Consider the following 24733-nt stretch of genomic DNA (forward strand, 5'->3'; position numbering starts at 1 on the left):
ATCAAAACAAGTCCCGACGCGGATTGGCTTGCTCCCAGACCGCTCTGGCCGCATTGACCAGTTGGTCGTCAAGCGAGCCCTTCGCCGGGATCTTCGACTTGAGTTCGCCACGCAATTGCTTGAGCGCGGCCGTTTTCGTCTTCACTTCGAATTTCGTCAGCGTCGTCTGGGCACCCGGCAATTCCTTGCGAAGATCAAGCGCGACCGCAAAGGCCAGATAGCGCACCGCTATCGTCTGGTCGGCATTGGCGCCCTTCTGCATTTCGAGCGCTGCGCGATCATATGCGCCGGACTGATCGCCGCGTGCCGTGGCCAACTCGAACAGTCTTTGCGCTTCGTCGAGGTTTTGCTCGACACCAACGCCATCCCGGTACATGCGCGCAAGGCTGGCCGGAGCGTAGGGCTGGCCTAGATCCATAGCCTTCTGGAATAGCCCCTGCGCCTGCTTGGGGTCCTTTTCGACACCCACGCCGGCCAGGTAGTTACGGCCGAGAAGGTTCATAGAATACATGTCCTGTCGCTGGACGCCGGCCTCCAGGAAGGCAACTGCACGGGCCGGGTCGGCGGTCACGCCGTTGCGGCCTTCCGTGAAGATCGCGGCGAGATCGTTCATGGCATAGGTGTGCCCCATCGCGGCCGCCTTGAGCAGCAGGTCCAGACCTTTGGCGGTATCAGGCTTGACGCCATAGCCATTGAACAAGGCGCGGCCCCACGACGTCATGCCGTAGGGATCGCCCTTGTCGGATGCCGCGGCGTAAAGCGCGTTGGCCTGCGTGCGGTCGATGACCAGACCGGTTCCCGTCGCATACATGTAGCCGAGTTCGAACACAGCACGCACATGTCCCTTCTTGGCGGCCTCCTCGATGGCTGTCTTCGCTTCCTCGACCTTGCCAGTTGCGAGCAGCGCGCGCCCCAGTTCGTAGCGGAAGCGTGGGACATCGGGATAAGCCTTCACAGCGGCTTCGCAAACCTCCACGGCGCCGGCGCCGATTTCGTTCGGCAGCAGGCCGGGAACGACGCCTTGCAGGTCCAGAGGCTCGCCGGCGGCGGAGTCGCACGGATCGACGGTTGGCGACAGTTTCATCGTGGCGGGCTTGGACGAACTGCTGTCCGCACGGATTTCGAAGCCGACCTCGACCGGCGCGGCTACGCCGATCTGAGGTTCGTAGCGCAGGCGGTCGACTTCAGCGGCCATCAGGCTGGACTGAGGTGACAGGGTTCTGTCGGGGAGCGAAAGGGTTCCTGTCGCGGGATATGCCGAAACTTTGAGACTGACCGCGGGATCGTCGGTCGGGAAATCCAGGTTAAGCGCAACCGGGCCCACGCCAACGGGAACATCAATGTCACGGTTTTCGATCGCCTCGGCGGCACCTGTGATATGAATGCCGCGCTCCACCACCTGTTGCTTTTGCTCGGCCGCGAGCGAGGCCATGACCTGTTCGCCATGGGCGCCTTCGCCGCTTTTGACCCGGAACACCAGGATGCCCTGGCTTTGACCGCCCCAATTGTCATGCGTGGCGTAGGCCAGCATATCCACCTCGTCCTGCGCGTCGACCCCCTTGGGCACATCCATCTGCAAACGCGGCAGGTCCTTGCCCTGGATCGGTTCGCCAACCTCGACAGGTTCGCCGTCCAGCATGAGGCGGCCGAGAGCAGGTGGTCTCTCGATGCTCACGGTGATCGTTCCGCCGTCGACATCGACCGGTTCCGGCAGGCCGAGATCGACTGGGCCCACTCCCGACAACACGATTTTCTCCAGCACCGGCGGCAGCGAGGGGCGGTTGCTGCGGCGCATCAGCACCACTTCGTCGATCAGCGACGAGTTCTCCCAGGGAACCTGCAGGCCTTTTGTTGCCTCCACCACATCCCGGCGCACCGCCGCCATGACCGTGCGGATCTCCTGGTTCGGGGCCAGCGCGCGACGGGAAAACGCCGCCGAAAACGGACTGAGGTCGCCGCTGCCGTCATAGGCCGCCGCCCCAGGCTCGGTGGCAAAGGCAATGAGCGTGTTCAGCGAGCTTCTGACCTGCGCGAGCCCGGCGTTGCCGGAGGTGATAAGCTGGTCTCTCAGCCAGTAATTCTTGCGCGGGAACGGATTGTTGCGGCAGGCATCGAGGACGATCACCTGGATCTTCGATTTCGAACGCATCTGTTCCAGGACATCGTTGAGCTTGATGGCCTGGACCTCGATGTCCGCCGCCTGCTTCAACGAGGCATCGACGGGAATCAGGAAGTTTTCGCCGCCGATCTGGAAACCGTGACCGGAATAGTAGACGACGGCGAGGTCGGCGCCATCGATCGCGGCAAGATAATTGCGGAACTGCTCTTCGAACTGCAGCTTGGTGAGATTGCTTGCAACGAAAACTTCGAACCCTGCCAGTCGAAACGTCTTGGAGACGTCCTCGGCATCCTTGACCGGGTTCTTCAGCGCCGGGAATTGCCGGTAGTCGGAATTGCCGATCACCAGGGCGACCCGTCGATCGGCCGACGCATCGAAGGTCGTAAGGGCCGCTACGAAGAAGACCGCGATGAATCCGCAAAGTCGGAGCATGGCCTGTTTCCACCGTCGCTACCTGATGACCACAAGCCCCCAAGGTTGCGGTATCAAGGCTGTTAAAGAGCTCACAATCAGCCGAGACAGGAACAGAAAACAAAAAACCGTCGCGACAGCAGGCACTTTCCCATCCGATCAGGATCTAAATTACCTCAGAGCCGAGCCATCCGCAATGAGTGTCAAACGGCGCCGGCATGGCTGTCTGGATCCGACGCACCCGCCAAGTCCCAATCCAACGACGGGTGCGCCTGATGCCATCCATCGGCTCCCACGGTGGACGGGAAGCGGTCCACCGAAGCCTTTCCGGTTCGATTTTCTTCGCCAAGAATCCTGCGGTTTCCGACAATGATCATCGCGTGTCGCAAAAAAGCTTTTTGGTATCAATCACTTCGCGTCGCTTCCGAGCGCACCCAGTTCCTATTTGTGATACACATTGTGAGACCTACTGTGATACAAATTATGTCCCAAAGGTAAACTTTTACAATAAATTCAATTACTTACTGGAAAACCGATGGTACCGTTGGCTGGGATCGAACCAGCGACCTCCGGATCCACAATCCGGCGCTCTAACCATCTGAGCTACAACGGCACGTTGCCCGAGCGGATCGAAACAGAAACTCATCCGCCCGCTCTGTCGTTCGGCGATGCGTCCTTACGGGCTTATGGATTCTAATTCAAGGCTTTTGGAAAGCAAAGGTCACTTCCCCACATCGACGCGGCATTTGCCTGGCAAGAAGACCAGGCGCCGGACAAAGAAAAAGGCCGGCGGGAGGAGGTGCCGGCCTTTTCCTGTTACGAGCCAGCGGGAGGAGGTGCTGGCTGGTCACCCCGGGGAGCAGAGGGAGGAGGTTCCACTCACCGGGTATTCCTTGATGGCTGCCATCATACACCCGATCGTTTTTAAGAAAATGCGACCTTTTGTTGCATCTTCCGATCATGCGCAAATGTTAGGCAACCTTGATTTCCTTCATCGCCTTCTCGAAGGCGGTCTTGATCGGCTTGGAGACGTCCTCGGCCGCCTTGGAGGCAACGGCCTGGAAGTCCTTGGCCTGCTCGACGGTCGATTCGACGCGCTTGCGCAGGAAGGCGGTCTGCAGCTCGACGACTTCCGACAGCGACTTGGCGCCGATCAGGGCCTCGAGGTGGGAAAAACCGGCCTCGGCATTGGCACGCAAAGCGGAGATGGTCTTGAGCGACAGGTCGTTGGAAACGGTCTTGGCGGTCTCGTAGGTCGACTCCAGAGCCTTCTGGGTCTCCTCGGCGCCGGTCTTCAGCTTGGCGTAGGCCTCTTTCGACTGCTCAACGCCCTTTTCGGCGAAAGCGCGGATCTGGTCGGTGGCCTTGGAAGCGTCGAAGCTCGGGAATTCAACGTTTTCGATCGTCTCGGCGGTCTTGGTCCTGGACATTTTCCATCCTTTTCAGCGGCAGCGGCTTTGACAGAAAGCCGTCTCGTTCATGTATGATGGCAATATAAAGGCAAATTTTGTGCATTGCAATATCTTTGTTGCAGTGCACCATAAATTTCTTTGGGCCGTTAACCAAGAGCCCAGATTCCGGCCTTTGCACGTTCTGGCTTGTGGACCTTCGCGCCTCCGGCTTTTATTAACAAAGCGTTAACTGCAAAATCGCCGCTCCGTGAGGTCCGCCAAGCGCATGCCGTCCGAATACTCCTTCCTCGATGTCGCCGTGCTCGACGCGGTCCGCCAGCGCTTTGCGGCAGGCGACGCGATCGCGATCCTGTCGGCGGATCTGGAGCAGGTGATCTGGGCCAACGGGCCAGGAGCCGCGATGTTCGGGTATCCCGACATCGAGGCGATCATCGGCGCCTCGGCGCAGTTGCCCGTGATCGCCAGGCGCCAGATCATGGCGACCAGCGGATTTCCCGAGATTGGCAGTGACCGCGCCATCATGGTGCGGCTGGCGACCGGAATGACCAGCCGCGCCGTCGGCTTCCTGGCCAGTGCGGTGACCATGCCGGACGCCGAAAAGGCGATCATGCTGGCAGTCCCGGCGGCTCAGACCGGGTCACGCAATGCCAGCGAAATCGCCGCGCGCGCCATTAGCGGCTTCACCGAGGATGGTCATTTCATCGCCTTTGTCGATGCCAGGGGCAGCGTCGAGGCGGCCTCGGAAGGATTTTCGGCACTGGGCATCCTGCCGGAGACGCTGGCGGCACTGGTTGCCGACGTCGCAGCCGAGAGCGACCGCATCGTCAAGCGCCTTGTCCCCGGCGGCACGGCCTCCTATCCAGCGGGGCTGGCAAGATTGACCGAGGAGCGGCATCTGCTGGTGGTGATCGACGAGGACCAGCTCGACGACACCGCCCCTGCGGGCGAACATCCTACGCAAACCATTGCCGAGGCAGCACCGGCTGGCGACGCGGCCTCCCGGCCGGAACAGGGCGCAGAGACCGACGAACCAGGCGCCTCGCTGCCGACCGAGGACGTCGCCGGATCGCGGCCGCATGCGATCGCCGACGCGACCGTACAGACGCCGACAGCGGCCAACAGCGATCAGCCGGCATTGGAGCGCACGCCGGCGCAGCACGACCATTGGTACTTCAACGCTGGCGAGGACGGAGGGCAACAGGCGCCGCGACCTGCCGCGCCCGGACCTGAAGCTCCGGCCGAACCGGGGGCCCTTGAAATCCAGTCCACTTCCGCGGCCACGCCGACGACCGTCTCGGCGATGGACCGCGCAGCGGCGCCGGTGCGCTTCGTCTGGCGCACCGATGCCGAAGGCAAGTTCAGCGCGCTGTCGCCGGAATTCGCCGACATCGTCGGCAAGCCGGCGGCCGACGTAATAGGCCGACGCTTCAGGGATGTCGCCGCTACATTCGGCCTCGACCCCTCCGGCGAGATATCGGGGCTTCTCGAACGGCGCGATACCTGGTCCGGGCGCTCCGTGCTGTGGCCGGTCGTCGGCACCGATCTGATGATACCGGTCGACCTGGCGGCGCTGCCTGTCTATGGGCGCAGCCGCGCCTTCGAGGGTTTCCGCGGCTTCGGCGTCGCCCGCGCCAGCGACGCGGTCGTCGATCCGGAGGCCATCGGCATGGCGCTGGTGCCCAATAGCCAGGCACCGGCAACGCCGGAACCGCAAGCCATCCAACCCGCGCCCGAACAGCCGAACGCCGAGGAGCCTAAGGCCGAGGACACGCAGGCATCGGATCCGTTCAAGGGCGAGGTGCCTGCGCTGACCATCGTGCCGAAACAGGAGCGGCGCTTTGCCGACAAGGTGATCCGGCTCGCCGAACATCGCCAGCCAGCCAACGACAAGGGCCTGTCGACCCTGGAACGCAGCGCGTTCCGCGAAATCGGCGAGCGGCTGAAGAAGGATAGTGCTCCGGTCGAGCCGCCTGAGGCTGAGACTGCGGAGGCGTCGACAGCGGAGGCCGAGGCTCCGGTCAAGCCGTCCGACGACCCGATGCACAGCGGCGTCATCCCTGCGTCAGGGCCAGAGAACGAACCGGTCGAGCCACCCGATGTCGATGCCGAAGACGAGCGGGATCTGGTACGGCTTGACGGTCACGCGGACGAAGCGGCTCGTGAAGCCCCCCCTGGGATGAATGTGACGGGCTCGTTGCTCGACTATGCCGGCCAAGATGACGAACGTGGCCCCGCGGCGGCGGAACCAGAGAACACCGCTGCCGTTTCGCCCGGCGAAGAGCCTGAAGCCACTGACGCGACACATGATGGCCTCGATGACGACAGCATGACGTCAGCGGATTTTCGCGATGCCGAAGACAGTGAGGATTGGGCGCAGCCCGACGAGGAAGCCGCGCCGCCCGACGAGCAGGCGGTTGCCGAGGAAGTCGTCAATGCAGGCGACGCTGCGGAAATACGCGTCGAGCGCCCTCGCCTGCGGGTTCCGCCGCTCAAGACCGAAGGATTCGTGCCATCGGCGTTTTCCACCGGAGATGAACACAAGGCTCCGGACACGTCGCTGCTCGGCAAGCTGCCCGTGCCGCTGCTCATCCATTCCGGGGACCAGTTGCACTATGCGAATGAGGAATTCCTCAGCCTGACGGGTTACGAGGCGCTTGACGATCTGGCGGATGCCGGCGGCCTCGGCGCGCTGTTTGCCGACCCCTATGCCGAGGACGGCGTTTCCGACGGCACCGATCACGCGCTGCGGCTGAAAACGCGTGACGGACAAGAATTTCCGATCGAGGCCATTTTGCGCTCTGTCCCCTGGCGCGACGGCAAGGCGCTGATGCTGGTCGTGCGACGCTCCGGCGAGGATGATGCGCCGCCGAGCCTGCATGTGGTTGGCGACGAGCAGACGCAGCCGGACATTTCCGAGCTCAAGGTGCGCATCGCCGAGATGCGCACCATTATCGACACCGCCACCGACGGCGTCGTGCTGATCGGCCGTGACGGCACCATCCGATCGATCAGCCGGCCGGCTGAAGCGCTGTTCGGCTTCGACAGCGACGATGTGACCGGCAAGCCGTTCGCCTCGCTGTTTGCGATTGAAAGCCAGCGCGCGGCACGCGACTATCTCAATGGGCTGTCCGAGCCCGGCGTGGCGAGTGTCATGAACGACGGCCGCGAGGTGATCGGGCGCGAATCGCAAGGACGCTTCATTCCGCTGTTCATGACCATCGGCCGGCTGCCCAACGACAGCGGCTTCTGCGCCGTCGTTCGCGACATCACGCAGTGGAAGCGGGCCGAAGAGGACTTGACGCAGGCACGTGCGGTGGCCGAGCGCGCGTCCTCGCAGAAGACCGATTTTCTGGCCCGCATCAGCCACGAGATCCGCACCCCGCTCAATGCCATCATCGGTTTTTCGGAATTGATGGTCGACGAGAAATTCGGACCTGTCGCCAACGACCGCTACCGCGACTATCTGCGCGATATCAACCGCTCGGGCAATCATGTGCTCGACCTGGTCAACGACCTGCTCGACATCTCCAAGATCGAGGCTGGCCAGCAGGAGATGGCCTATGAGGCGGTGTCGCTCAACGACACGCTGGCCGAAACGGTGGCGATGATGCAGCCGCAGGCCAACCGTGAACGGGTCATCATCCGCTCCAGCTTCGCTTCGCGGCTGCCGGAAGTGGTGGCCGACCTGCGCAGCGTGCGCCAGATCGCGCTCAACATCCTGTCGAATGCCATCCGCTACACCCAGGCCGGCGGCCAGGTGATCGTCTCGACCGCCTATGAGACGTCGGGCGACGTCGTCATGCGGGTGCGCGACACCGGCATCGGCATGAGCCATGCCGAGATCGAGCAGGCGCTGAAGCCGTTCAAGCAGATCAACGCCCTGAAGCGCGGACGCGGCGACGGGACCGGGCTTGGACTGCCGTTGACCAAAGCGATGGTGGAAGCCAACCGTGCCCGGTTCACCATCAATTCGACACCGGGCGAAGGCACCCTGGTCGAGGTGGCTTTTCCGTCGACCCGTGTGCTCGCGGAATAGGTCAGCCCTCTCCGCGGTTCGGTCCCGATAAAAAGAAAAGGCGCCCAAAGGACGCCTTAAGAGATGGGATTGCTGTCACAACGGGGGCTTGAGCGAATTCGGATCCTCGGGGCTGAGGAACGGGATTTCTCCCTCAAGTTACCTGCGACTATCGACGCCGGACCTTAACAACTCCTTACCGGGGCGCCGGAAAATTTACGAATGTGTACCACTCATGAAATCTAGGTAAATTCTAGCGAGATATTTCGTTAACCATGCCGGCTGCCAATTACTCGGCCAGCTGAGGCAGGTTCTTGAACAGCTCGAGCGCCTCTGGATTGGCGAGTGCCTCCTTGTTCTTGATGGCGCGGCCATGCACGACATCGCGCACCGCGAGTTCGGTGATCTTACCCGACTTGGTGCGGGGAATATCCGACACGGCAACGATCCTGGCCGGGACATGGCGGGGACTGGCGCCACTGCGGATCTTGGCGCGGATGCGTTTTTCCAGATTCTCGTCGAGCTGCACGCCGGCGGACAGGCGCACGAACAGTACGACGCGCACGTCGTTGTCGAAGTCCTGTCCGATGCACAGTGCTTCCAGGATCTCAGGCATCTGCTCGACCTGATTGTAGATCTCCGCCGTGCCGATCCTCACCCCGCCCGGGTTGAGCGTGGCGTCGGAGCGGCCATGGATGATGAGGCCGCCATGCTCGGTCCATTCGGCGAAATCGCCATGACACCAGACATTGTCGAAGCGTTCAAAATAGGCCGCCCGGTACTTCTTGCCATCGGGGTCGTTCCAGAAGCCGATCGGCATCGCCGGAAAGGCTTTTGCGCAGACCAGCTCACCCTTTTCCTGCCGGACCGGCCTGCCGTCGTCGTCCCAGACATCGACTGCCAGGCCGAGGCCGGGTCCCTGGATCTCGCCGGTCCAGACCGGCTGCGTCGGCACGCCGAGCACGAAGCAGGAGACGATGTCGGTGCCGCCGGAGACCGAGGCCAGATGCACGTCCTTCTTGATGCCGTCATAGACGAAGCGGAAATCTTCCGGCGACAGCGGCGAGCCGGTGGAGGAGATTGCCCGCACAGTGGCCAGATCATGCGTGCGGATCGGCTTGAGACCAGCCTTGCGCACGGAATCGATGAACTTGGCCGAGGTGCCGAAAAAGGTCATCTTCTCGGCATCGGCGAAATCGAACAGCACATTGCCGTCGGGATAGAAGGGCGAACCGTCATAGAGCAGCAGCGTGGCACCCGAAGCGAGCCCCGACACCAGCCAGTTCCACATCATCCAGCCGCAGGTGGTGAAGTAGAAGAAGCGGTCGCCATCGGTGAGACCGGCATGCAGCCGGTGTTCCTTGACATGCTGGATCAGCGTGCCGCCGGCCGAATGGACGATGCATTTGGGAATGCCGGTCGTTCCCGACGAAAACAGGATGTAGAGCGGATGCGAAAACGGCAGCGGCTCGAAAGTGACAGGCTTGCCGGCGAAGGGCGACAGCGCCTCTTCCAGCGCTACCGCCTTGTCGATGGTCCCGGCGACATCGCTCGATGTGCCGAGATAGTTGACGACCAGGATCTTGCGGACAGTGCCGAGCTTGGCCGCGACCGCGGCGATCTTGTCGGCGACTTCGATCGCCTTGCCATTGTACCAATAACCATCCGGCGCGATGAAGACGACGGGCTCGATCTGGCCGAACCTGTCGAACACGCCCTGCTCGCCGAAATCGGGAGAGCAGGACGACCAGACGGCACCGATCGAGGCGGCGGCCAGCATGGCGGCGACGGTCTCCGGCATGTTGGGCATCATGGCGGCAATGCGGTCGCCCTTCTTCACCTTGAGCGACAGGAAAAGCTGCTGCAGCCGCGAGGTCAGCGCGTGCAACTCGTTCCAGGACAGCCGGCGCTCGACCTTGTCTTCGCCGCGAAACACGATTGCGTCGCCTGAGCCGGTCTTCTTCAGCAGATTCTCGGCGAAATTCAGTGTCGCATCGGGAAAGAAAGAAGCGCCGGGCATCTTGTCGCCGTCGACGAGCAGGTTATCGCCCTTGTCGCCGACGATGCCGCAGAAATCCCAGATCAGGCTCCAGAACCCTTCACGGTCCTCGACCGACCAGGCGTGAAGCTGCGAATACGAGGAAAACGCTACGCCGGCTTTCACTCCGGCGGCCTTGGTGAAGGCGGTCAAGGGTGCTGCGTCAATCTGGTCTTGCGTCGGGGTCCAGAGCGGTTGTCCGGCAGCCATAATCGTTCCTCCACGGTCGCCATCGCTTATGCATATCGCAGCGCAGCAGAGCAAGATTTTGTTCGGCTGATGCGACCAGATGTGCGCAAATGCCATCGCCGGGCCATAAAGACTTGAAATGCCTCAGCCCTAAGTCGTAGTGACAACTTGAAGTCGTGGTGGCGGCCGGAAGTGTGGTCACGACTGCAGTCGTAGTGACGACTGGGGGTCGTGGTGACGACTGGAAGTCGTGGTGACGACTGGGTTACACCCGTCGGGCGATTTGTCGGAATGGAAGCATACGGGGCCATATGCCATCATCTATGATCCGGCGCGGAATATGGGCGATCGGCGCTGCCGTGATCGTCGTCGCGCTGGTCGTTGCCGCCCTGCCGCTGATCGCCTCCACCCGTATCGTGCGCGACCGCATCGCCTGGGAAATGAGCGCGTGGAGCGGCTTCCGGGTCGCCATCGACGGTTCGCCGCGCATCGAGGTCTGGCCGACATTCCGGGCAATCCTGACCGATGTGACGCTTTCACAATGGACCGACACCGAGGCGCCGCCTGTGGTCGAGGCAGAACGGGTCGAGGTCGACCTTTCCGCCATGGCGGCGCTGCGCGGCGACGTGGTGTTTTCGACGGCGCGGCTGGTGCGGCCGACGATCCGGGTCCAGCGCACACCTGCCGGCCTTTTCCTGCCCGCTGTCCCCACCGGCGGGCGCATCACGCGTTCCATCGACACGGCGCGCGGCGTGGTCAATGCCGACCCCGCCAAGCCGGACCTCGACAAGCTGCCTACCGACACCTTCGGCACGGTCGAGTTTCGCGACGGCCGTATGGTCGCCTCCATCGGCGGCAAGGACGTCGAGATCCTGAGCAGTTTGAACGGTCAGGCGAATTGGGCGGCGATGAACAGCAATGCGACGCTGTCGGCAACAGGGATCTGGCGGGGCGAAAGCGTCGCGCTGGACGTCGCCTCGGCCAGACCGCTTGTGCTGTTTGCTGGCGGCACGGCGCCGCTGACGCTGTCCTTCAAGGCGGCACCCGCCACCTTCTCGTTCGACGGCACGGCCAGCATGTCTGAAAATACCTATTTCGACGGTCAGGCGAAGTTCTCGGCACCCTCGCTGCGGCGTGTCCTGGAATGGTCGCAGGCCGGCATCGCTCCGGGTGCGGCGATCGGCTCGGTCAGCATTTCGAGCAAGATCACCGCGACCGGCGGGCGCGTCAAGTTCGACAACACGGCGATTGCGCTCGACAACAATCCGGGGATGGGTGCGCTGGACCTCTCGCTTGGTGAAGCACAACCGGTAATCTCCGGCACGCTCGCCTTCGACACGCTCGACCTCAGATCGTTTCTGTCAGCCTTCACCCCGCTGGTGCCGACCGGAGGGGCGGGGCCCGGCGAAATCGACACAAGTTTCGCCGACAAGATCAATCTCGATCTCAGGCTGTCGGCGGCGCACGCCACGGCGGGGCCGATCCAGCTCGCCGACGTCGCCGCCACCGCCCAGGTCAAGGATGGTCTGTCCGTCTTCGACATCTCCGATGCCTCGGCCTTCGGCGGCAACATCCAGACCAGCCTTCGCTTCGATCGCAAGCCGGAAGGCTCGCAGGTCGAAATCCGCCTTCTGGCGTCCGACATCGACGGCGGTGCTTTCGGTACGGCGGCAGGGATGACGCGGCTGGTGCCGGTCGGCACGGGCACCGTCTCGGTGATCCTCAAGGGGCCGGGCAGAACCTGGGATTCCATCTTCGACAATGCCGACGGCTCGGTCTCGGCGACCTTCGGGCCGGGTGCGTTGAGCAAGCTCAACCTGCCGGCCTTCCTCAAACATACCGAACAGGGCGGCTTCTTCGCGCTCGACGATGTCTCTGACGGAACATTGCCGATCGACGGCGCCGAGATCAAGGCCACCATTTCGAAGGGCGTGGCGCGGCTCGACAAGGCCGAGGCCAATTCAGCGAAGTACAAGATCTGGCTGTCCGGCATCGCGTCCTACGCCGGGCGCGGACTGGCCTTGTCCGGCGGCGTCATTCAGCCAGACCAGGCGGCAACGCAGGCCAACGGCCAGCAAGGTCCCAACCAGTCGTCGTTCTTCGTCGGCGGAACCTGGAGCACGCCGTTCATTTCCCCGATCAGCCGCGGCGTTTCGGGGGAATAGGCCGCCACCGCGCCTTCTGTCTTTCACCCGCGCTGCGCGGCCTGCTCGTCGAGCTGGCGCTGCACCTCACGCCGTTTGTTGGCAAGCGAGGCGATGATGACGCCAATCGCCACGACAGCGATCAGGATGGTGCAGGCGGCGTTGATTTCCGGTGTCACGCCGAGGCGAACCTGGCTGTAGATCTTCATCGGCAGCGTCGTCGCGCCCGGCCCGGAGGTGAAGCTGGCGATGACCAGATCGTCGAGCGAAAGGGTGAAAGCCAGCATCCAGCCGGAGACGATCGCCGGCATGATAACCGGCAATGTGATCTGGAAGAAGGTCTTCACCGGCGTTGCGCCAAGATCCATCGCGGCTTCTTCCAGCGAGCGGTCGAAGGTCATGAGGCGCGACTGCACGACCACGGCGACGAAGCACATGGTCAGCGTGATGTGGGCGAGCGTCACGGTGAGGAAGCCGCGGTCGAGCCCGACGGCGACAAAGAGCAGCAGCAGCGACAGGCCGGTGATGACTTCCGGCATGACCAGCGGCGCAAAGACCATGCCGGAGAATAGCACCCTGCCCTTGAAGCGCGTGTAGCGGGTCAAGGTGAGTGCCGCCAGGGTGCCCAGCACCGTCGCAACCGTGGCCGAGATCAGGCCAACACGCGCCGTCACCCAGGTCGCGTCCATGAGGCCTTGGTTGTGGAACAGCGAGACGTACCATTTGGTCGAGAAACCGCCCCAGACCGTGACCAGTTTCGATTCGTTGAACGAGAAGACGATGAGCAGCACGATCGGCAGATAGAGAAAGGCAAATCCAAGCACGATCGAGGTGATGTTGAAGCGGCTCCAGGTGGCGTTCATGAGGTCACCTGTCCATTTCCTGAGCGCGCGCCTGGGCCCGCTGGAAGAGCATGATCGGCACGATCAGCAGCAACAGCAGGACGACGGCGACGGCCGACGATACCGGCCAGTCGCGATTGGCGAAGAACTCGTTCCACAACGTCTTGCCGATCATCAGCGTCTGCGATCCGCCGAGCAGATCGGGAATGACGAACTCGCCGACGGCCGGAATGAACACCAGCAGACAGCCCGCGATGACGCCGGGCAGCGATAGCGGGAAGGTGATCTTCCAGAACGCGCTGGTCGGCGGACAGCCGAGATCCTTGGCTGCCTCGATCAGCGAATAGTCCATCTTCTCAAGCGCGGAATAGAGCGGCAGCACCATGAACGGCAGGTAGGAATAGACGATGCCGATGAAGATCGCCGTATAGGTGTTGAGGATGATCAGCGGCTGGTGGATGACGCCGGTGGCGAGCAGCAGCTGATTGAGCAGTCCTTCGGGCTTGAGAATGCCGATCCAGGCATAGACGCGGATCAGGAACGAGGTCCAGAACGGCAGGATCACCAGCATCAGCAAAGTCGGGCGGATCGTCGCCGGCGCGCGAGCCATGCCGTAGGCGATGGGATAGCCGACGAGCAATGTCAGGACCGTCGAGACCGCGGCGATGATGACGCTGGTCACATAGGCATTGAAGTAGAGCGCGTCCTGCGTCAGCCAGGTGTAGTTGTCGAGACTGAGTTGTTTCAACTGGGCAAGGAACCCGGAAACGCCGCCGCTGAAATCGAGTGCTGGCGTATAGGGCGGAATGGCGATCGCCGTCTGCGACAGCGAGATCTTGAAGACGATGACGAACGGAATGAGGAAGAAGAACAGCAGCCAGACATAAGGGATGATGATGACCAGTCGGCCAACGAAGGCAGCACCCAGCCTGGCGAGGATGGATTTGCCGGCATTGGTCGTCGGAGAGGCTGATGCGGTGGTGACGGCGGCGCTCGACATGGTCGCCCCTACCGCGTCAGCACGACGCCGGCGTCGGGCCGGAAGGAAACCCAGGCGCGGTCGTTCCAGCTCAACGGATCCTCGGTGATGCGGGCCGCGTTCATGGTGCTGGCGCGCACCACCTGGCCGTCGTCCAGCCTGACATGATAGACGGTCATGTCGCCGAGATAGGCGATGTCGTAGACCTCGCCCTCGATGGCGTTGACCGCCTCGGCCGGCTTTTTCGACGACACCTTGATCTTTTCGGGCCTGATGGCGAAGGTGACGGCCGTCCCGGCGCCGGCCGTCCCGGCATTGTCGGTGCGGATGGTGATGCCGTTGCCGGCGTCGATACTGGCGCTGCCGGCCTCGCCACGCGCGATCTTGCCCTCGAACATGTTCACATTGCCGACGAAGCCGGCGACGAAGCGCGACCCCGGCGCCTCGTAGACTTCGGCCGGCGTTGCCACCTGCATCACCTCGCCCTTGTCGATGATGGCGATGCGATCGGCCATGGTCATCGCCTCTTCCTGGTCGTGGGTGACGACGACGAAGGTCAGGCCGAGGTTCTGCTGGAGGTCCATCAGTTCGAACTGCGTCTCTTCGCGCAGCTTCTTGTCGAGAGCGCCAAGCGGCTCGTCGAGCAGCAGCACTTTCGGCCGTTTGGCGACCGAGCGGGCGAGCGCGACGCGCTGGCGCTGGCCGCCGGATAGTTGGTGCGGCTTGCGCTTGGCGAACTGCTCGAGTTTGACCAGCTTCAGCATCTCGGCAACGCGCGATGCGATTTCGGGCTTCGGCATGCCGTCCTGCTTGAGGCCGAAGGCGATGTTGTTCTCGACCGTCATGTGCGGGAACAGCGCATAGGACTGGAACATCATGTTGACCGGCCGCCGATAGGGCGGGATGCCGCGCAGGTCCTGGCCGTCAAGCAGGATGCGGCCGGCTGTCGGCTCCTCGAAGCCGGCGAGCATCCTGAGCAGCGTCGACTTTCCGCAACCGGAGGCGCCGAGCAGCGCGAAGAACTCGCGCTCGAAGATGGTCAGAGACAGATTGTTGACGGCGGTGAAGTCACCGAACTTCTTGGTGACGTTGTCGAACTGGATGTACGGCTTGGCATTCGGGTCGTTCCACGGTGCAAAATCCCTGCGGATGCTGCCAAGCGATTTCATGTCCCACTCCGTCCTGATTTTCTTGCTTCTTGCCCCAGGTAGAAACGGTCCCGGCAGGTGGCTGCCGGGACCGTGTCGGATTGCTTACTGGCCAGTGACGATCTTGGTCCAGGTGCGCGTGATGACGCGCTGGGTCTTGGGATCGTACGGCGAGACGGTGTAGAGCTTCTTTATGGTCTCGGCATCGGGATAAACCGAAGGATCCTCCAACAATGCCTTGTCGACGAATTGCTGCGAGGCCTTGTTGCCGTTTGCGTAGAGCACGTAGTTCGACGACTTGGCGATAACTTCCGGCTTCATCATGTAGTTGATGAACTCGAGCGCCTCCGCGACATGCGGCGCATCGGCAGGGATCGCCATCTGGTCGAACCACATCTGAGCGCCCTCCTTCGGCACGGAATAGCCGATCTCGACGCCCTGCTTGGCCTCGACCGCGCGGTTGCGGGCCTGGAACACGTCACCCGACCAGCCGACCGCCAGGCAGATATCACCGTTGGCGAGCGCGTTGATGTATTCGGAGGAATGGAACTTCCTGATGTAAGGCCGGACCTTGAGCAAGGTCTCCTCGGCCTTGGCGATATCATCGGGTGACGTGCTGTTCGGGTCGAGGTCAAGATATTTCAGAGCCGCCGGGATGATATCTGCCGGCGAGTCCAGCACGTAGACACCGCAGTCCTTCAATTTGGCCAGGCTATCGGGATTGAAGAAGACATCCCAGCTGTCGATCTTGTCGGTGCCGAGTGCCGCCTGCACCTTCTTGATGTTGTAGCCGATGCCAACCGTGCCCCACATGTAGTTGACCGAGTATTCGTTGCCGGGGTCGTACTTGGCGGTGCGCTCGGTAACCGTATCCCACATGTTGGAAATGTTGGGCAGTTTCGACTTGTCGAGCTTCTGGAACACACCGGCCTGGATCTGGCGCGCGAGGAAGTTGCCGCTGGGCACGACGACGTCGTAGCCGCTGCCGCCGGCAAGCAGCTTGGTTTCCAGGATTTCGTTGGAATCGAAGGTGTCATAGACGACCTTGATGCCGGTTTCCTTGGTGAAATCGTCGATGATCGAACTGTCGATGTAGTCCGACCAGTTGAAGACGTTGACGACACGATCCGCGGCGTGACCGCCGACGGTGAAAAGTGTCAGGAATGCCGAGGTAGCCGAAAGCCAGAGCGCTTTGCGGATCATGCTATTCTCCTTTGATGAGTGTTCCTTCACCGGCTCGTCGCGATATCAGCGCGACCGGCATTTTCTTCAGACTATTGAGCTTTCCAAGGGGCGACAAGCGCGAACTGCCGACACCATGCAGGCGGTTCGATGAGATGGCTCGATGCCCCTGAGGCGGCCTGGGAGGCATACCGTCATAGGCTTTCGCCGTGGCGCGGGCAGAGATACGACGATATGGTCCGGTCTCGATCGGACCGGCTGGGAGACTTGGCAAGATACGCCTGTCTTGTTGTTGCCGTATTCCCAGCCTGCCCGTGCTGCAGCGACGTTGTCAATGGCAAAGCTGCAGGCCGCTTCAATTAGGCGACGGCACCCCGGTGACCCCGGCGCGTTCGGGCCGTGCCTGGCGCTTGAATTCGAGCCCGATATGGACGAGCAGCGCCGTGACAACCACCGCGCCACCGATGATGGTGCGCCCCGACGGCACCTCGGAATGGATGAGCCAGACCCATATCGGACCGAGGATCGGTTCGAACGTGCCGAGCAGCGCCGCGATGGCCGCCGGTATCAGCCGCGCGCCGGTGGCGAAGAAGGCGAGGCCGAGACCGAGATTGACCACGCCGAAGGCAAACAGAAAGCCCATGTCGCTGACCGACACGGCGAAGGTCGATGCCTGCGAGACGGCAAAGCCGGCCGCGAGCATGGTGCCGAGGCACGTCGCCGGCGTCATGCGCACGCCGGAAAACCGCCGGGTGATGACGGTGGCGACCGAGAACATGACCGCGATCAACAGCGCCAGCCCATCGCCTATGGGCGAGACGGCGCCATCAAGCGATTCCGACACCATGATGGCGACGCCGGCAATGACGGCGGCAATCGCCACCCAGGTCGCGGCACCAACCCTTTCGCGGAACAATGCCCAGGCAAACAGCGCCGCCAGAAGCGGCACGCCTGCCTGCATCAACAGGATGTTGGCGACGGTGGTGTAGGCCAGCGCCACGACGAAGGCGGTCGATGCGGTGGCAAAGCAGATCCCGACGGCAAGGCCGGGCAGACCCATGTCGCGGAACAGCTTCAGCGTGCCACGCCAGCCGTCGCGCCAGACCATGAAGCAGACCAGGAAGGCGGCTGCCCAGACGGAGCGCCAGAAAATGACCGTCCAGCTGTCACCGACAGTGATGAAGCGGGCGATGGTGCCGCCGAAACTCCACATCAGCGCCGACAGGAAGACCAAAAGCATGCCGACGCGTTCCTCGCGCGGCGAGACGGCTGGCGATGCGACGATCGGCGATGCGGTATCGATCATGAGCGCGACTGTCGGGCTTTTGTGGACGGGACGATGCGCAAGGGACGACAAAAAGATGCTCTGTTCGCGTAACGCAAAGGCGCAGGCCGGAACTGAGCCAGCGGCCGGCGACAATTGTGGCACCTTGCTCCTATTTCAGAGGAACACGGCTACTGGAAATCGAAGGCACTCAGGCCCGTCACCATCTCGTCAAGGCCGAGCGGGCGCGTCACCGGCGGCTCGGCGCGCGCCAGGCAGCCGACGCGTTCGCAAAGCCGGCAGGCAGGCCCGACCGGCGTCGCCGCGACACTGCCGGCCTTTGCGGTGAGTGCCGCACCGGGTAATGCCGCGCCATAGACGATGTCGTCACGAAAGCCGATGTCGCAGCCAAGCAGCAAAGCGGTGCGGCGCGGGCGTTCCGAGAACGCGCCTTGCGGCCCTTCCAGTGTGCGGGCGATGCACAGGAACTCGGCGCCGTCGGGCATTTCCACCGTCTCGACAAATATCTGGCCGGGTTGGGTGAAGGCAACATGCACGGGCAGCTTGGGACAGCCGCCGCCAAAGCGGCTTTGTGGAAACCCCTGGCTGCCGGCCTTGCGGAAGCGGTTGCCTGCATTGTCGACCTCCAGCATGAAGAACGGCACGCCGGAGACACCCTGCCGCTGCAGCATGGTCAGCCGGTTGGCTGCCTGTTCGAAGGAGACCCCGAAGCGCGAACGCAGGACATCGATGTCGTAGCGGGCGCGCACGGCAGCCGCATGAAAGGCCTGATAGGGCATCATCAGCGCATGCGCCGCATAACGGCCAAGTTCGAAGCGGGCCAGGCGGCGCGCCTCGTCGGTGCTCAGCTTGAGCGCCTGGATCTCGCCGGCGACCGCGACCGTCATGCGGATCAGGCAGGCCTCCATCGCGACTTCGCGCAGCTGGTCGAACGGCGACAGCCGTTCGGACAGGAACAGGCGCTGCGAATGACGATCATAACGGCGGCGCCAGTTCGGCATGGTCGCGACCGGCAGCACCTTGACCACGATGCCATATTCGCGCTTCAGCCAGGCCTTCAGCGCGCCGAACAGATCGTCGCCGGGATCGAGCACCGAGGTGAACGCCGCGGCCTCCTCCTCGAGGGCAGCAAAATGGTTCGGCCGGCGCTCGAAAATCTCGTGCACCTCGTCGATCGGCAGGCGGGCGCCGGAAAGCGCCGTCGCCCGACCTTCGCGCGCCAAAAGCTCGTTGAGATCGGACAGGCGCTCGGCCTGCTCGCGATAGGCGCGGAACAGTTTTATCACCGCCGCGGACGCATTGGGCGCCGCCTCGGCAAGCTCGATCAGTTCCTGATCACCCGGCAACTCGCCGACCAGCAGAGGGTCGGTGAACACTTCCTTCAAGGCAGCGACAGATCCCCTCGCCTCGCCCTGCAGCTCGTGTGGATCGACCTTGTAGACGGAGGCCAGCCTGAGGATCAGCTGCACCGTCAGCGGCCGCTGGTTGCGCTCGATCAGATTGAGATAGGATGGCGAAATGCCAAGACCCTCGGCCATCGCCGTCTGGGTCAGGCCCTTGGCGTTGCGGATGCGGCGGATGCGCGGCCCGGCGAAGATCTTCTGGTCAGCCACGGACTGTCCTTTACAGCATTTACACGAATTTTCTGGGCTTTGGCCTTTTACAACAATGACAAATTTACAATGCACCTCTGTCAAACACAACACAGGTTTTCTCTTATATTCTGCCAGCTTTGTGGATTTATGTGGCTGATTTCGCGCAGAAATGTAAATCCAGTCATACCCAACGACCCCAAATTCTTGACGCCTTGACACAGATCAGCAATCCCTCGGAGTGACCAATGACTGATTTTTACAACCTCGTCCCATCGGCCCCGGGAGGTCGCTTCGACGGTATCGAACGGCCCTACTCCGCGGCGGATGTGAAGCGCCTGCGCGGCTCGGTGCAGATCCGCCAGAGCCTCGCCGAAATGGGCGCCAACCGGCTGTGGAAGCTGATCCACGAGGAGGACTTCGTCAACGCGCTCGGCGCCATGTCCGGCAATCAGGCGATGCAGCAGGTGCGCGCCGGGCTGAAGGCGATCTACCTGTCGGGCTGGCAGGTTGCCGCCGACGCCAACACGGCTGGTGCGATGTATCCGGACCAATCGCTCTACCCGGCCAATGCGGCGCCCGAACTGGTCAAGCGCATAAACCGCACGCTGCAGCGCGCCGACCAGATCGAGACCTCCGAAGGCAACGGGCTTTCGGTCGAGACCTGGTTCGCGCCGATCGTTGCCGACGCGGAAGCCGGCTTCGGCGGACCGCTCAACGCCTTCGAGATCATGAAGGCCTTCATCGAGGCGGGCGCCGCCGGCGTCCACTATGAGGATCAGCTTGCGTCGGAAAAGAAATGCGGCCATCTCGGCGGCAAGGTGCTGATCCCGACCGCGGCGCACATCCGCAACCTCAATGCCGCGCGCCTGGCGGCGGACGTGATGGGCACGCCGACCCTGGTCGTCGCGCGCACCGATGCGGAAGCCGCCAAGCTGCTCACCTCCGACATCGACGAACGCGACCAGCCTTTCGTCGACTACGACGCCGGGCGCACGGTGGAAGGTTTCTACCATGTCAGGAACGGCATCGAGCCCTGCATCGCCCGCGCCATCGCCTATGCGCCTTACGCGGATCTGATCTGGTGCGAGACCTCGAAACCCGACCTGGCACAGGCCAGGAGATTCGCTGAGGGCGTGCGCAAGCATCATCCCGACAAGCTGCTCGCCTACAATTGCTCGCCCTCGTTCAACTGGAAGAAGAACCTCGACGACGCGACGATCGCCAGATTCCAGAAGGAGCTCGGCGCCATGGGCTACAAGTTCCAGTTCATCACGCTCGCCGGCTTCCACCAGCTCAACTATGGCATGTTCGAGCTGGCGCGCGGCTACAAGGCACGGCAGATGGCGGCCTATTCCGAGTTGCAGGAAGCGGAGTTCGCGGCCGAGGCCAATGGCTACACCGCGACCAAGCACCAGCGCGAGGTCGGCACCGGCTATTTCGACGCCGTGTCTATGGCGATCACCGGCGGCAAGTCGTCGACCACCGCCATGCATGAATCGACCGAGCACGCGCAGTTCAAACCAGCCGCGGAATAGCGGACCGCAGAAATACAGAGGAAACGCCCAACAGGGCTTGGAACACAAGGAGAAGACCAATGGCATCGATAAGCCGCGTCAAGGAACGCGCCGAGGAACAGTCGACGACGATGAGCGTCGACCAGCAGGCGACGATCCGCATGCTGGCCAACGACCTGCACCGCCTCAACCAGTCGGTGATGAAGGCGGTCGAGGCGGGCGTCTCGGTCGAGCTCGTGCGCTCGGCACGACATCACGGCGGCGACGGCAACTGGGGCGATCTGCTGATCCCGGTCATCGTCACGCAGCAGAGCCACGGCTGACCGAATCCATGCAACCGACCCTTCACCTGCGCAGCCTCTGCGCAGGTGAATTTTCTTTTCATCAAGCTCACGTGTGGACAGTTGAGTACAGTAGCGTTGCTTGAAATTCACTGCTCCCGGCGATGATTTAGGGTACTTTTATTTCAACTTGACATAGGCTCCGATCTCACGCCAATTGCGCTCCGGATTCAACTCTGCATTGAAATAGGGGCGAGCTTCTTGGCCGACTTGTGTGCCCGGTGAACCGCGAAGGCGAGACTCCAAGACATCCGAATCTGGCGACCCGTGACTCGAGCGCCGAGGCGATCCGTGATCCGTCGCAGGTGCTTGTCGTCGGGAAATCGCCAATCAATCGCGTGGTGATTTCAAAGATCGTCGAGCGATCCGGGCTCAAGCCGATTTCGGAATCTCCCGACACGGCGGCAAGGATCTTGCGGTCCCTCATTCCCGGTGTGGTTGTCCTTGACGGCGGCGCCGACAACAAGGACTGCGAGAACCTGATGTCCAGCATCGCCGCGTTGCGCCGCGCCTCGGGCAAATCGCTGCCACCGGTAATCCTGCTGTCAACCAAGAATGGCGCGACGGAAAGTCTGGGCCTGTCTGGTATCATCGACGTGGTGGTCGCCAAGCCGATCACGCCCGAACGGTTGCAACCGGTGATCGATCGTCTCATCGGCCGCTAAGCTAATTGCGGGAAAGTGTGTAACGGTTTTCCGTCCGGAATTGAGCAAATTAGGTAAGGCCCGGCAATCACGGATCGATGATGCTTTCGATCAATCCGGGCAGTTGTCCGAGATCGGATATCTGGCGGAACCTCGATTCGGTTACCGGCGCTTCGACGTGCTCCAGCACCCAGGTCAGTTCGTGCGGCACATGGACACCCCAGCCGCCGGCCTCGATGGCCGGCACCACATCCGACTTCAGCGAGTTGCCGACCATCATGCTTTTCGCGGCACCATCGCCGTGGCGGCTGAAGATCCTCCTATAGGTGGCGGCATTCTTGTCGCTGACGATCTCGACCGCGTCGAACAGATCGCCAAGGCCAGAGCCAGCCAGCTTGCGCTCCTGATCGAAGAGGTCGCCCTTGGTGATCAGCACAAGCCGGAATGCGCCGGCAAGCTTTTCGACCGTCTCGCGGGCGTGCGGCAAGGCCTCGATCGGATGACTCAGCATTTCGCGGCCGGCATCGAGAATCTCTGCTATGACCGAGGCCGGTACGCGGCCTTGCGTGACCTCGATCGCCGTCTCGATCATCGACAGGGTAAATCCCTTGATGCCGAAGCCATAGACGGCGAGGTTGCGCCTTTCGGCCTCCAGCAATCGTGCCGAGATATGCTCGGCTTCGCCATGGTCGACGAGCATGGCGGCAAAGCGCTTTTCCGTCAGCCGGAAGAACTGCTCGTTCTGCCACAGCGTGTCGTCGGCATCGAATCCGATCGTCGTCAGTTTGCCGTTGGGCCGCATTCAATTTCTCGATTAAGATTTGGGCCTCGATTGGAATTGCGACGGCCGAAACTAGGCCGATTGGCGTGATTTTCAACCGCACCGGCCAATGCCCGACGCGGCTCCCCTTCCCTTCCACAGGGGGGCACGGCTATACTCCACAATCCGCAACCCAATCTGGTGAATGATGCCGCCTGCAAAAAAGGAAGTCCGTCCGTCGAGCCGCGGAGGACGTGTCCGTACGCCTGCCTTCGTGAAAAACCAACGGGGCGTCAAGAACTGGAAGGAAGTCAGCGCCTGGCTGGAGTGGCGCGGCATCGAGGATATCGAGTGCATCACGCCTGATCAGGCCGGCGTCGCGCGTGGCAAGATGATGCCGTCGAAGAAATTCACCTCCAACACCTCGCTGGCGCTGCCGTCGGCAGTTTTCATGACAACGATTTCCGGCGGCTACCCCGAGGATGGCAACGGCTTCCATTACCCGGAAGACGACGGCGACCTCAAACTGATGCCGGACCTGTCGACGCTGACGGTGGTGCCCTGGGAAGAAGACCCGACGGCCGCGGTCATCTGCGATCTCGTCCACCAGGACGGACGCTCAGTCGAGTTCACGCCGCGCAACGTGTTGAAGCGTGTGGTGGCTGCCTATGACAAGCTCGGCCTGAAGCCAGTGGTGGCGCCCGAGATCGAGTTCTACCTGGTGCGCAAGAATCCCGATCCGGACTATCCGCTGACCCCGCCTGTCGGCCGGTCGGGACGCGCGATCGGCGGCGGCGCCGGCTATTCGATCGCCGGCGTCAACGAATTCGACGAACTGATCGACGACATCTACCATTTCTCCGAAAGCCAGGGCCTGGAGATCGATACGCTGATACACGAGGAAGGCGCCGGCCAGTTGGAGATCAATCTGCGCCACGGCGACCCGATCGAACTGGCCGACCAGGTGTTCATGTTCAAGCGCACCATTCGCGAGGCGGCGCTGAAGCACGAGATCTACGCCACCTTCATGGCCAAGCCGATCCAGGGGCAACCCGGCTCCGCCATGCATATCCATCAGTCGATCATCGACAAGAAGACTGGACAGAACATCTTTTCGGCCGCTGACGGCTCGGAAACCGACGATTTTTTCCACTTTATCGGCGGCATGCAGAAGCATGTGCCGAACGCGCTGGTGATGTTCGCGCCCTACGTCAATTCCTACCGCCGGCTGACACAGGCGGCGTCGGCGCCGGTCAACAACAAATGGGGCTATGACAACCGCACCACGGCATTTCGCGTGCCACGTTCGGATCCGGCGGCTCGGCGCGTCGAAAACCGCATCCCGTCCTCCGATGCCAACCCCTATCTAGCGCTTGCGGCATCGCTTGCCTGTGGGCTGATCGGCATCACCAACAAGATCAAGGCCGAGCCTCCCGTGCTGACCACCGCCAATGCCGACGAGATCGACCTGCCGCGCGGCCTGCTCGAAGCCGTCGACCTGTTCGAGGGCGACGAGGAACTCTGCGCGCATCTGGGCAAGTCCTTCGCCGCCACCTATGCGGCGATCAAACGGGCGGAGTTCGAGACCTTCATGGAAGTGATCAGCCCGTGGGAGCGGGAGTATCTGTTGCTGAATGTTTAGGGGAGTAGGGGAGTAGGGGAGTAGGAATGGCCGAAAAAACAGGTTCCTACAAGGACTTGCTGGTTTGGCAGCAGGCGATGGACCTTGCAGTGGCTATTTACGGCGCAACGAAATCTTGGCCAAAGGAAGAACTTTATGGACTGACCAGCCAAGTGCGACGCGCTGCAAGCTCGGTGCCGGCAAACATAGCGGAGGGGTATGGCAGAGAAATTCGAGGCTCGTACCTGCAGTTTCTCCGTATAGCTCAAGGATCGTTGAAGGAACTGGAACTCAGCTTCTGATTGCTGAACGCACCGGCATCGCGCCGAAAGCGACGACGGCCTCGTTGTTGGCGAACACCGAAAGTGTGGGAAAGCTTCTTCGACTTCTCATCCGTAGACTTGCAACCGAATAGCCTCCCCTACTCCCCGACTCCACGACACAAAGACACATCGACACCTCACCAGAAGGCCTGAAGTCGAGAGCAGGGGGGT

Annotated in this window: 16 protein-coding genes, 1 tRNA gene and 1 pseudogene; 7 read left to right on the plus strand and 11 right to left on the minus strand. The window is 62.3% G+C overall.

Annotation, left to right across the window (positions count from 1 at the left end; translation table 11 throughout):
- Window position 1: 1 nt before the first annotated feature.
- From NKH95_RS07910 to NKH95_RS07920, 3 genes are all read right to left on the minus strand, one after another.
- Window positions 2–2551: a caspase family protein gene (locus NKH95_RS07910; protein WP_023809172.1), complete on the minus strand. Its 2550-nt coding sequence runs from the start codon at window positions 2549–2551 to the stop codon at window positions 2–4.
- A 515-nt stretch (window positions 2552–3066) separates the two neighbouring features.
- Window positions 3067–3143 (minus strand) — tRNA-His (locus tag NKH95_RS07915).
- Window positions 3144–3501: 358 nt separating this feature from the next.
- Window positions 3502–3960 (minus strand): phasin, encoded by a 459-nt coding sequence (locus NKH95_RS07920; protein WP_013530255.1) that lies wholly within the window; start codon window positions 3958–3960, stop codon window positions 3502–3504.
- A gap of 247 nt (window positions 3961–4207) precedes the next feature.
- On the opposite strand from NKH95_RS07920, the gene NKH95_RS07925 reads away from it, so the two are divergent.
- On the plus strand, window positions 4208–7978 hold the full coding sequence (locus tag NKH95_RS07925; RefSeq protein ID WP_352891286.1) for a PAS domain S-box protein: 3771 nt from the start codon (window positions 4208–4210) through the stop codon (window positions 7976–7978).
- A gap of 268 nt (window positions 7979–8246) precedes the next feature.
- On the opposite strand, the gene NKH95_RS07930 is transcribed toward NKH95_RS07925, so the two are convergent.
- Window positions 8247–10205 carry an acetoacetate--CoA ligase gene (locus NKH95_RS07930; protein ID WP_352891287.1) on the minus strand — a complete coding sequence of 653 codons (1959 nt, stop codon included), beginning with the start codon at window positions 10203–10205 and terminating at the stop codon, window positions 8247–8249.
- A 290-nt stretch (window positions 10206–10495) separates the two neighbouring features.
- On the opposite strand from NKH95_RS07930, the gene NKH95_RS07935 reads away from it, so the two are divergent.
- Window positions 10496–12349: an AsmA family protein gene (locus NKH95_RS07935; RefSeq protein WP_352891288.1), complete on the plus strand. Its 1854-nt coding sequence runs from the start codon at window positions 10496–10498 to the stop codon at window positions 12347–12349.
- Between the two features lie 23 nt (window positions 12350–12372).
- Here the strand turns inward: NKH95_RS07935 and NKH95_RS07940 are convergent, their stop codons facing one another.
- The 6 genes from NKH95_RS07940 to NKH95_RS07965 all read right to left on the minus strand — a co-directional run bounded on the left by NKH95_RS07940 (window position 12373) and on the right by NKH95_RS07965 (window position 19377).
- Window positions 12373–13191, minus strand: a complete 819-nt coding sequence (locus NKH95_RS07940) for an ABC transporter permease (RefSeq protein ID WP_013530251.1) — start codon at window positions 13189–13191, stop codon at window positions 12373–12375.
- A 4-nt stretch (window positions 13192–13195) separates the two neighbouring features.
- Window positions 13196–14170, minus strand: coding sequence for an ABC transporter permease subunit (locus NKH95_RS07945; protein WP_352891289.1), 975 nt, complete (start codon window positions 14168–14170; stop codon window positions 13196–13198).
- Between the two features lie 8 nt (window positions 14171–14178).
- Window positions 14179–15318, minus strand: a complete 1140-nt coding sequence (locus tag NKH95_RS07950; RefSeq protein ID WP_013530249.1) for an ABC transporter ATP-binding protein — start codon at window positions 15316–15318, stop codon at window positions 14179–14181.
- Window positions 15319–15402: 84 nt separating this feature from the next.
- Window positions 15403–16500 (minus strand): polyamine ABC transporter substrate-binding protein, encoded by a 1098-nt coding sequence (locus tag NKH95_RS07955; protein ID WP_023809177.1) that lies wholly within the window; start codon window positions 16498–16500, stop codon window positions 15403–15405.
- A gap of 334 nt (window positions 16501–16834) precedes the next feature.
- Entirely contained in the window at window positions 16835–17785 is a 951-nt protein-coding gene (locus tag NKH95_RS07960) for a DMT family transporter (RefSeq protein WP_352867944.1), read from the minus strand.
- Window positions 17786–17934: 149 nt separating this feature from the next.
- Window positions 17935–19377, minus strand: coding sequence for a helix-turn-helix domain-containing protein (locus NKH95_RS07965; protein ID WP_352891290.1), 1443 nt, complete (start codon window positions 19375–19377; stop codon window positions 17935–17937).
- 227 nt (window positions 19378–19604) lie between these two features.
- Here NKH95_RS07965 and aceA point away from each other — a divergent pair, with 227 nt between their 5' ends.
- The 3 genes from aceA to NKH95_RS07980 all read left to right on the plus strand — a co-directional run bounded on the left by aceA (window position 19605) and on the right by NKH95_RS07980 (window position 21879).
- Window positions 19605–20894: an isocitrate lyase gene (gene aceA / locus NKH95_RS07970; protein ID WP_352891291.1), complete on the plus strand. Its 1290-nt coding sequence runs from the start codon at window positions 19605–19607 to the stop codon at window positions 20892–20894.
- Window positions 20895–20953: 59 nt separating this feature from the next.
- Window positions 20954–21196 carry an SMc00767 family acetate metabolism repressor gene (locus NKH95_RS07975; protein ID WP_006202762.1) on the plus strand — a complete coding sequence of 81 codons (243 nt, stop codon included), beginning with the start codon at window positions 20954–20956 and terminating at the stop codon, window positions 21194–21196.
- 230 nt (window positions 21197–21426) lie between these two features.
- Window positions 21427–21879, plus strand: a complete 453-nt coding sequence (locus tag NKH95_RS07980; RefSeq protein ID WP_023809181.1) for an ANTAR domain-containing protein — start codon at window positions 21427–21429, stop codon at window positions 21877–21879.
- 67 nt (window positions 21880–21946) lie between these two features.
- Here the strand turns inward: NKH95_RS07980 and NKH95_RS07985 are convergent, their stop codons facing one another.
- Window positions 21947–22660 carry an HAD family hydrolase gene (locus tag NKH95_RS07985; protein WP_023809182.1) on the minus strand — a complete coding sequence of 238 codons (714 nt, stop codon included), beginning with the start codon at window positions 22658–22660 and terminating at the stop codon, window positions 21947–21949.
- 163 nt (window positions 22661–22823) lie between these two features.
- On the opposite strand from NKH95_RS07985, the gene NKH95_RS07990 reads away from it, so the two are divergent.
- Both NKH95_RS07990 and NKH95_RS07995 read left to right on the plus strand, forming a co-directional pair.
- Window positions 22824–24260: a glutamine synthetase family protein gene (locus tag NKH95_RS07990; RefSeq protein WP_023809183.1), complete on the plus strand. Its 1437-nt coding sequence runs from the start codon at window positions 22824–22826 to the stop codon at window positions 24258–24260.
- A 26-nt stretch (window positions 24261–24286) separates the two neighbouring features.
- A pseudogene (locus tag NKH95_RS07995) lies at window positions 24287–24654 on the plus strand (four helix bundle protein).
- The last annotated feature ends 79 nt before the right edge of the window (window positions 24655–24733 follow it).

The organism is Mesorhizobium sp. M0848 (assembly GCF_040319805.1).
In the GTDB taxonomy this organism is placed as follows: domain Bacteria; phylum Pseudomonadota; class Alphaproteobacteria; order Rhizobiales; family Rhizobiaceae; genus Mesorhizobium.

What these genes read in the sequence shown, in the direction of transcription:
- aceA (WP_352891291.1), top strand. Translation starts at nt 19,605, where the DNA reads ATGACTGATTTTTACAACCTCGTCCCATCGGCCCCGGGAGGTCGCTTC.
- NKH95_RS07935 (WP_352891288.1), top strand. Translation starts at nt 10,496, where the DNA reads ATGCCATCATCTATGATCCGGCGCGGAATATGGGCGATCGGCGCTGCC.
- NKH95_RS07940 (WP_013530251.1), bottom strand. Translation starts at nt 13,191, where the DNA reads ATGAACGCCACCTGGAGCCGCTTCAACATCACCTCGATCGTGCTTGGA.
- NKH95_RS07930 (WP_352891287.1), bottom strand. Translation starts at nt 10,205, where the DNA reads ATGGCTGCCGGACAACCGCTCTGGACCCCGACGCAAGACCAGATTGAC.
- NKH95_RS07985 (WP_023809182.1), bottom strand. Translation starts at nt 22,660, where the DNA reads ATGCGGCCCAACGGCAAACTGACGACGATCGGATTCGATGCCGACGAC.
- NKH95_RS07910 (WP_023809172.1), bottom strand. Translation starts at nt 2,551, where the DNA reads ATGCTCCGACTTTGCGGATTCATCGCGGTCTTCTTCGTAGCGGCCCTT.
- NKH95_RS07960 (WP_352867944.1), bottom strand. Translation starts at nt 17,785, where the DNA reads ATGATCGATACCGCATCGCCGATCGTCGCATCGCCAGCCGTCTCGCCG.
- NKH95_RS07955 (WP_023809177.1), bottom strand. Translation starts at nt 16,500, where the DNA reads ATGATCCGCAAAGCGCTCTGGCTTTCGGCTACCTCGGCATTCCTGACA.
- NKH95_RS07945 (WP_352891289.1), bottom strand. Translation starts at nt 14,170, where the DNA reads ATGTCGAGCGCCGCCGTCACCACCGCATCAGCCTCTCCGACGACCAAT.
- NKH95_RS07990 (WP_023809183.1), top strand. Translation starts at nt 22,824, where the DNA reads ATGATGCCGCCTGCAAAAAAGGAAGTCCGTCCGTCGAGCCGCGGAGGA.
- NKH95_RS07920 (WP_013530255.1), bottom strand. Translation starts at nt 3,960, where the DNA reads ATGTCCAGGACCAAGACCGCCGAGACGATCGAAAACGTTGAATTCCCG.
- NKH95_RS07925 (WP_352891286.1), top strand. Translation starts at nt 4,208, where the DNA reads ATGCCGTCCGAATACTCCTTCCTCGATGTCGCCGTGCTCGACGCGGTC.
- NKH95_RS07950 (WP_013530249.1), bottom strand. Translation starts at nt 15,318, where the DNA reads ATGAAATCGCTTGGCAGCATCCGCAGGGATTTTGCACCGTGGAACGAC.
- NKH95_RS07975 (WP_006202762.1), top strand. Translation starts at nt 20,954, where the DNA reads ATGGCATCGATAAGCCGCGTCAAGGAACGCGCCGAGGAACAGTCGACG.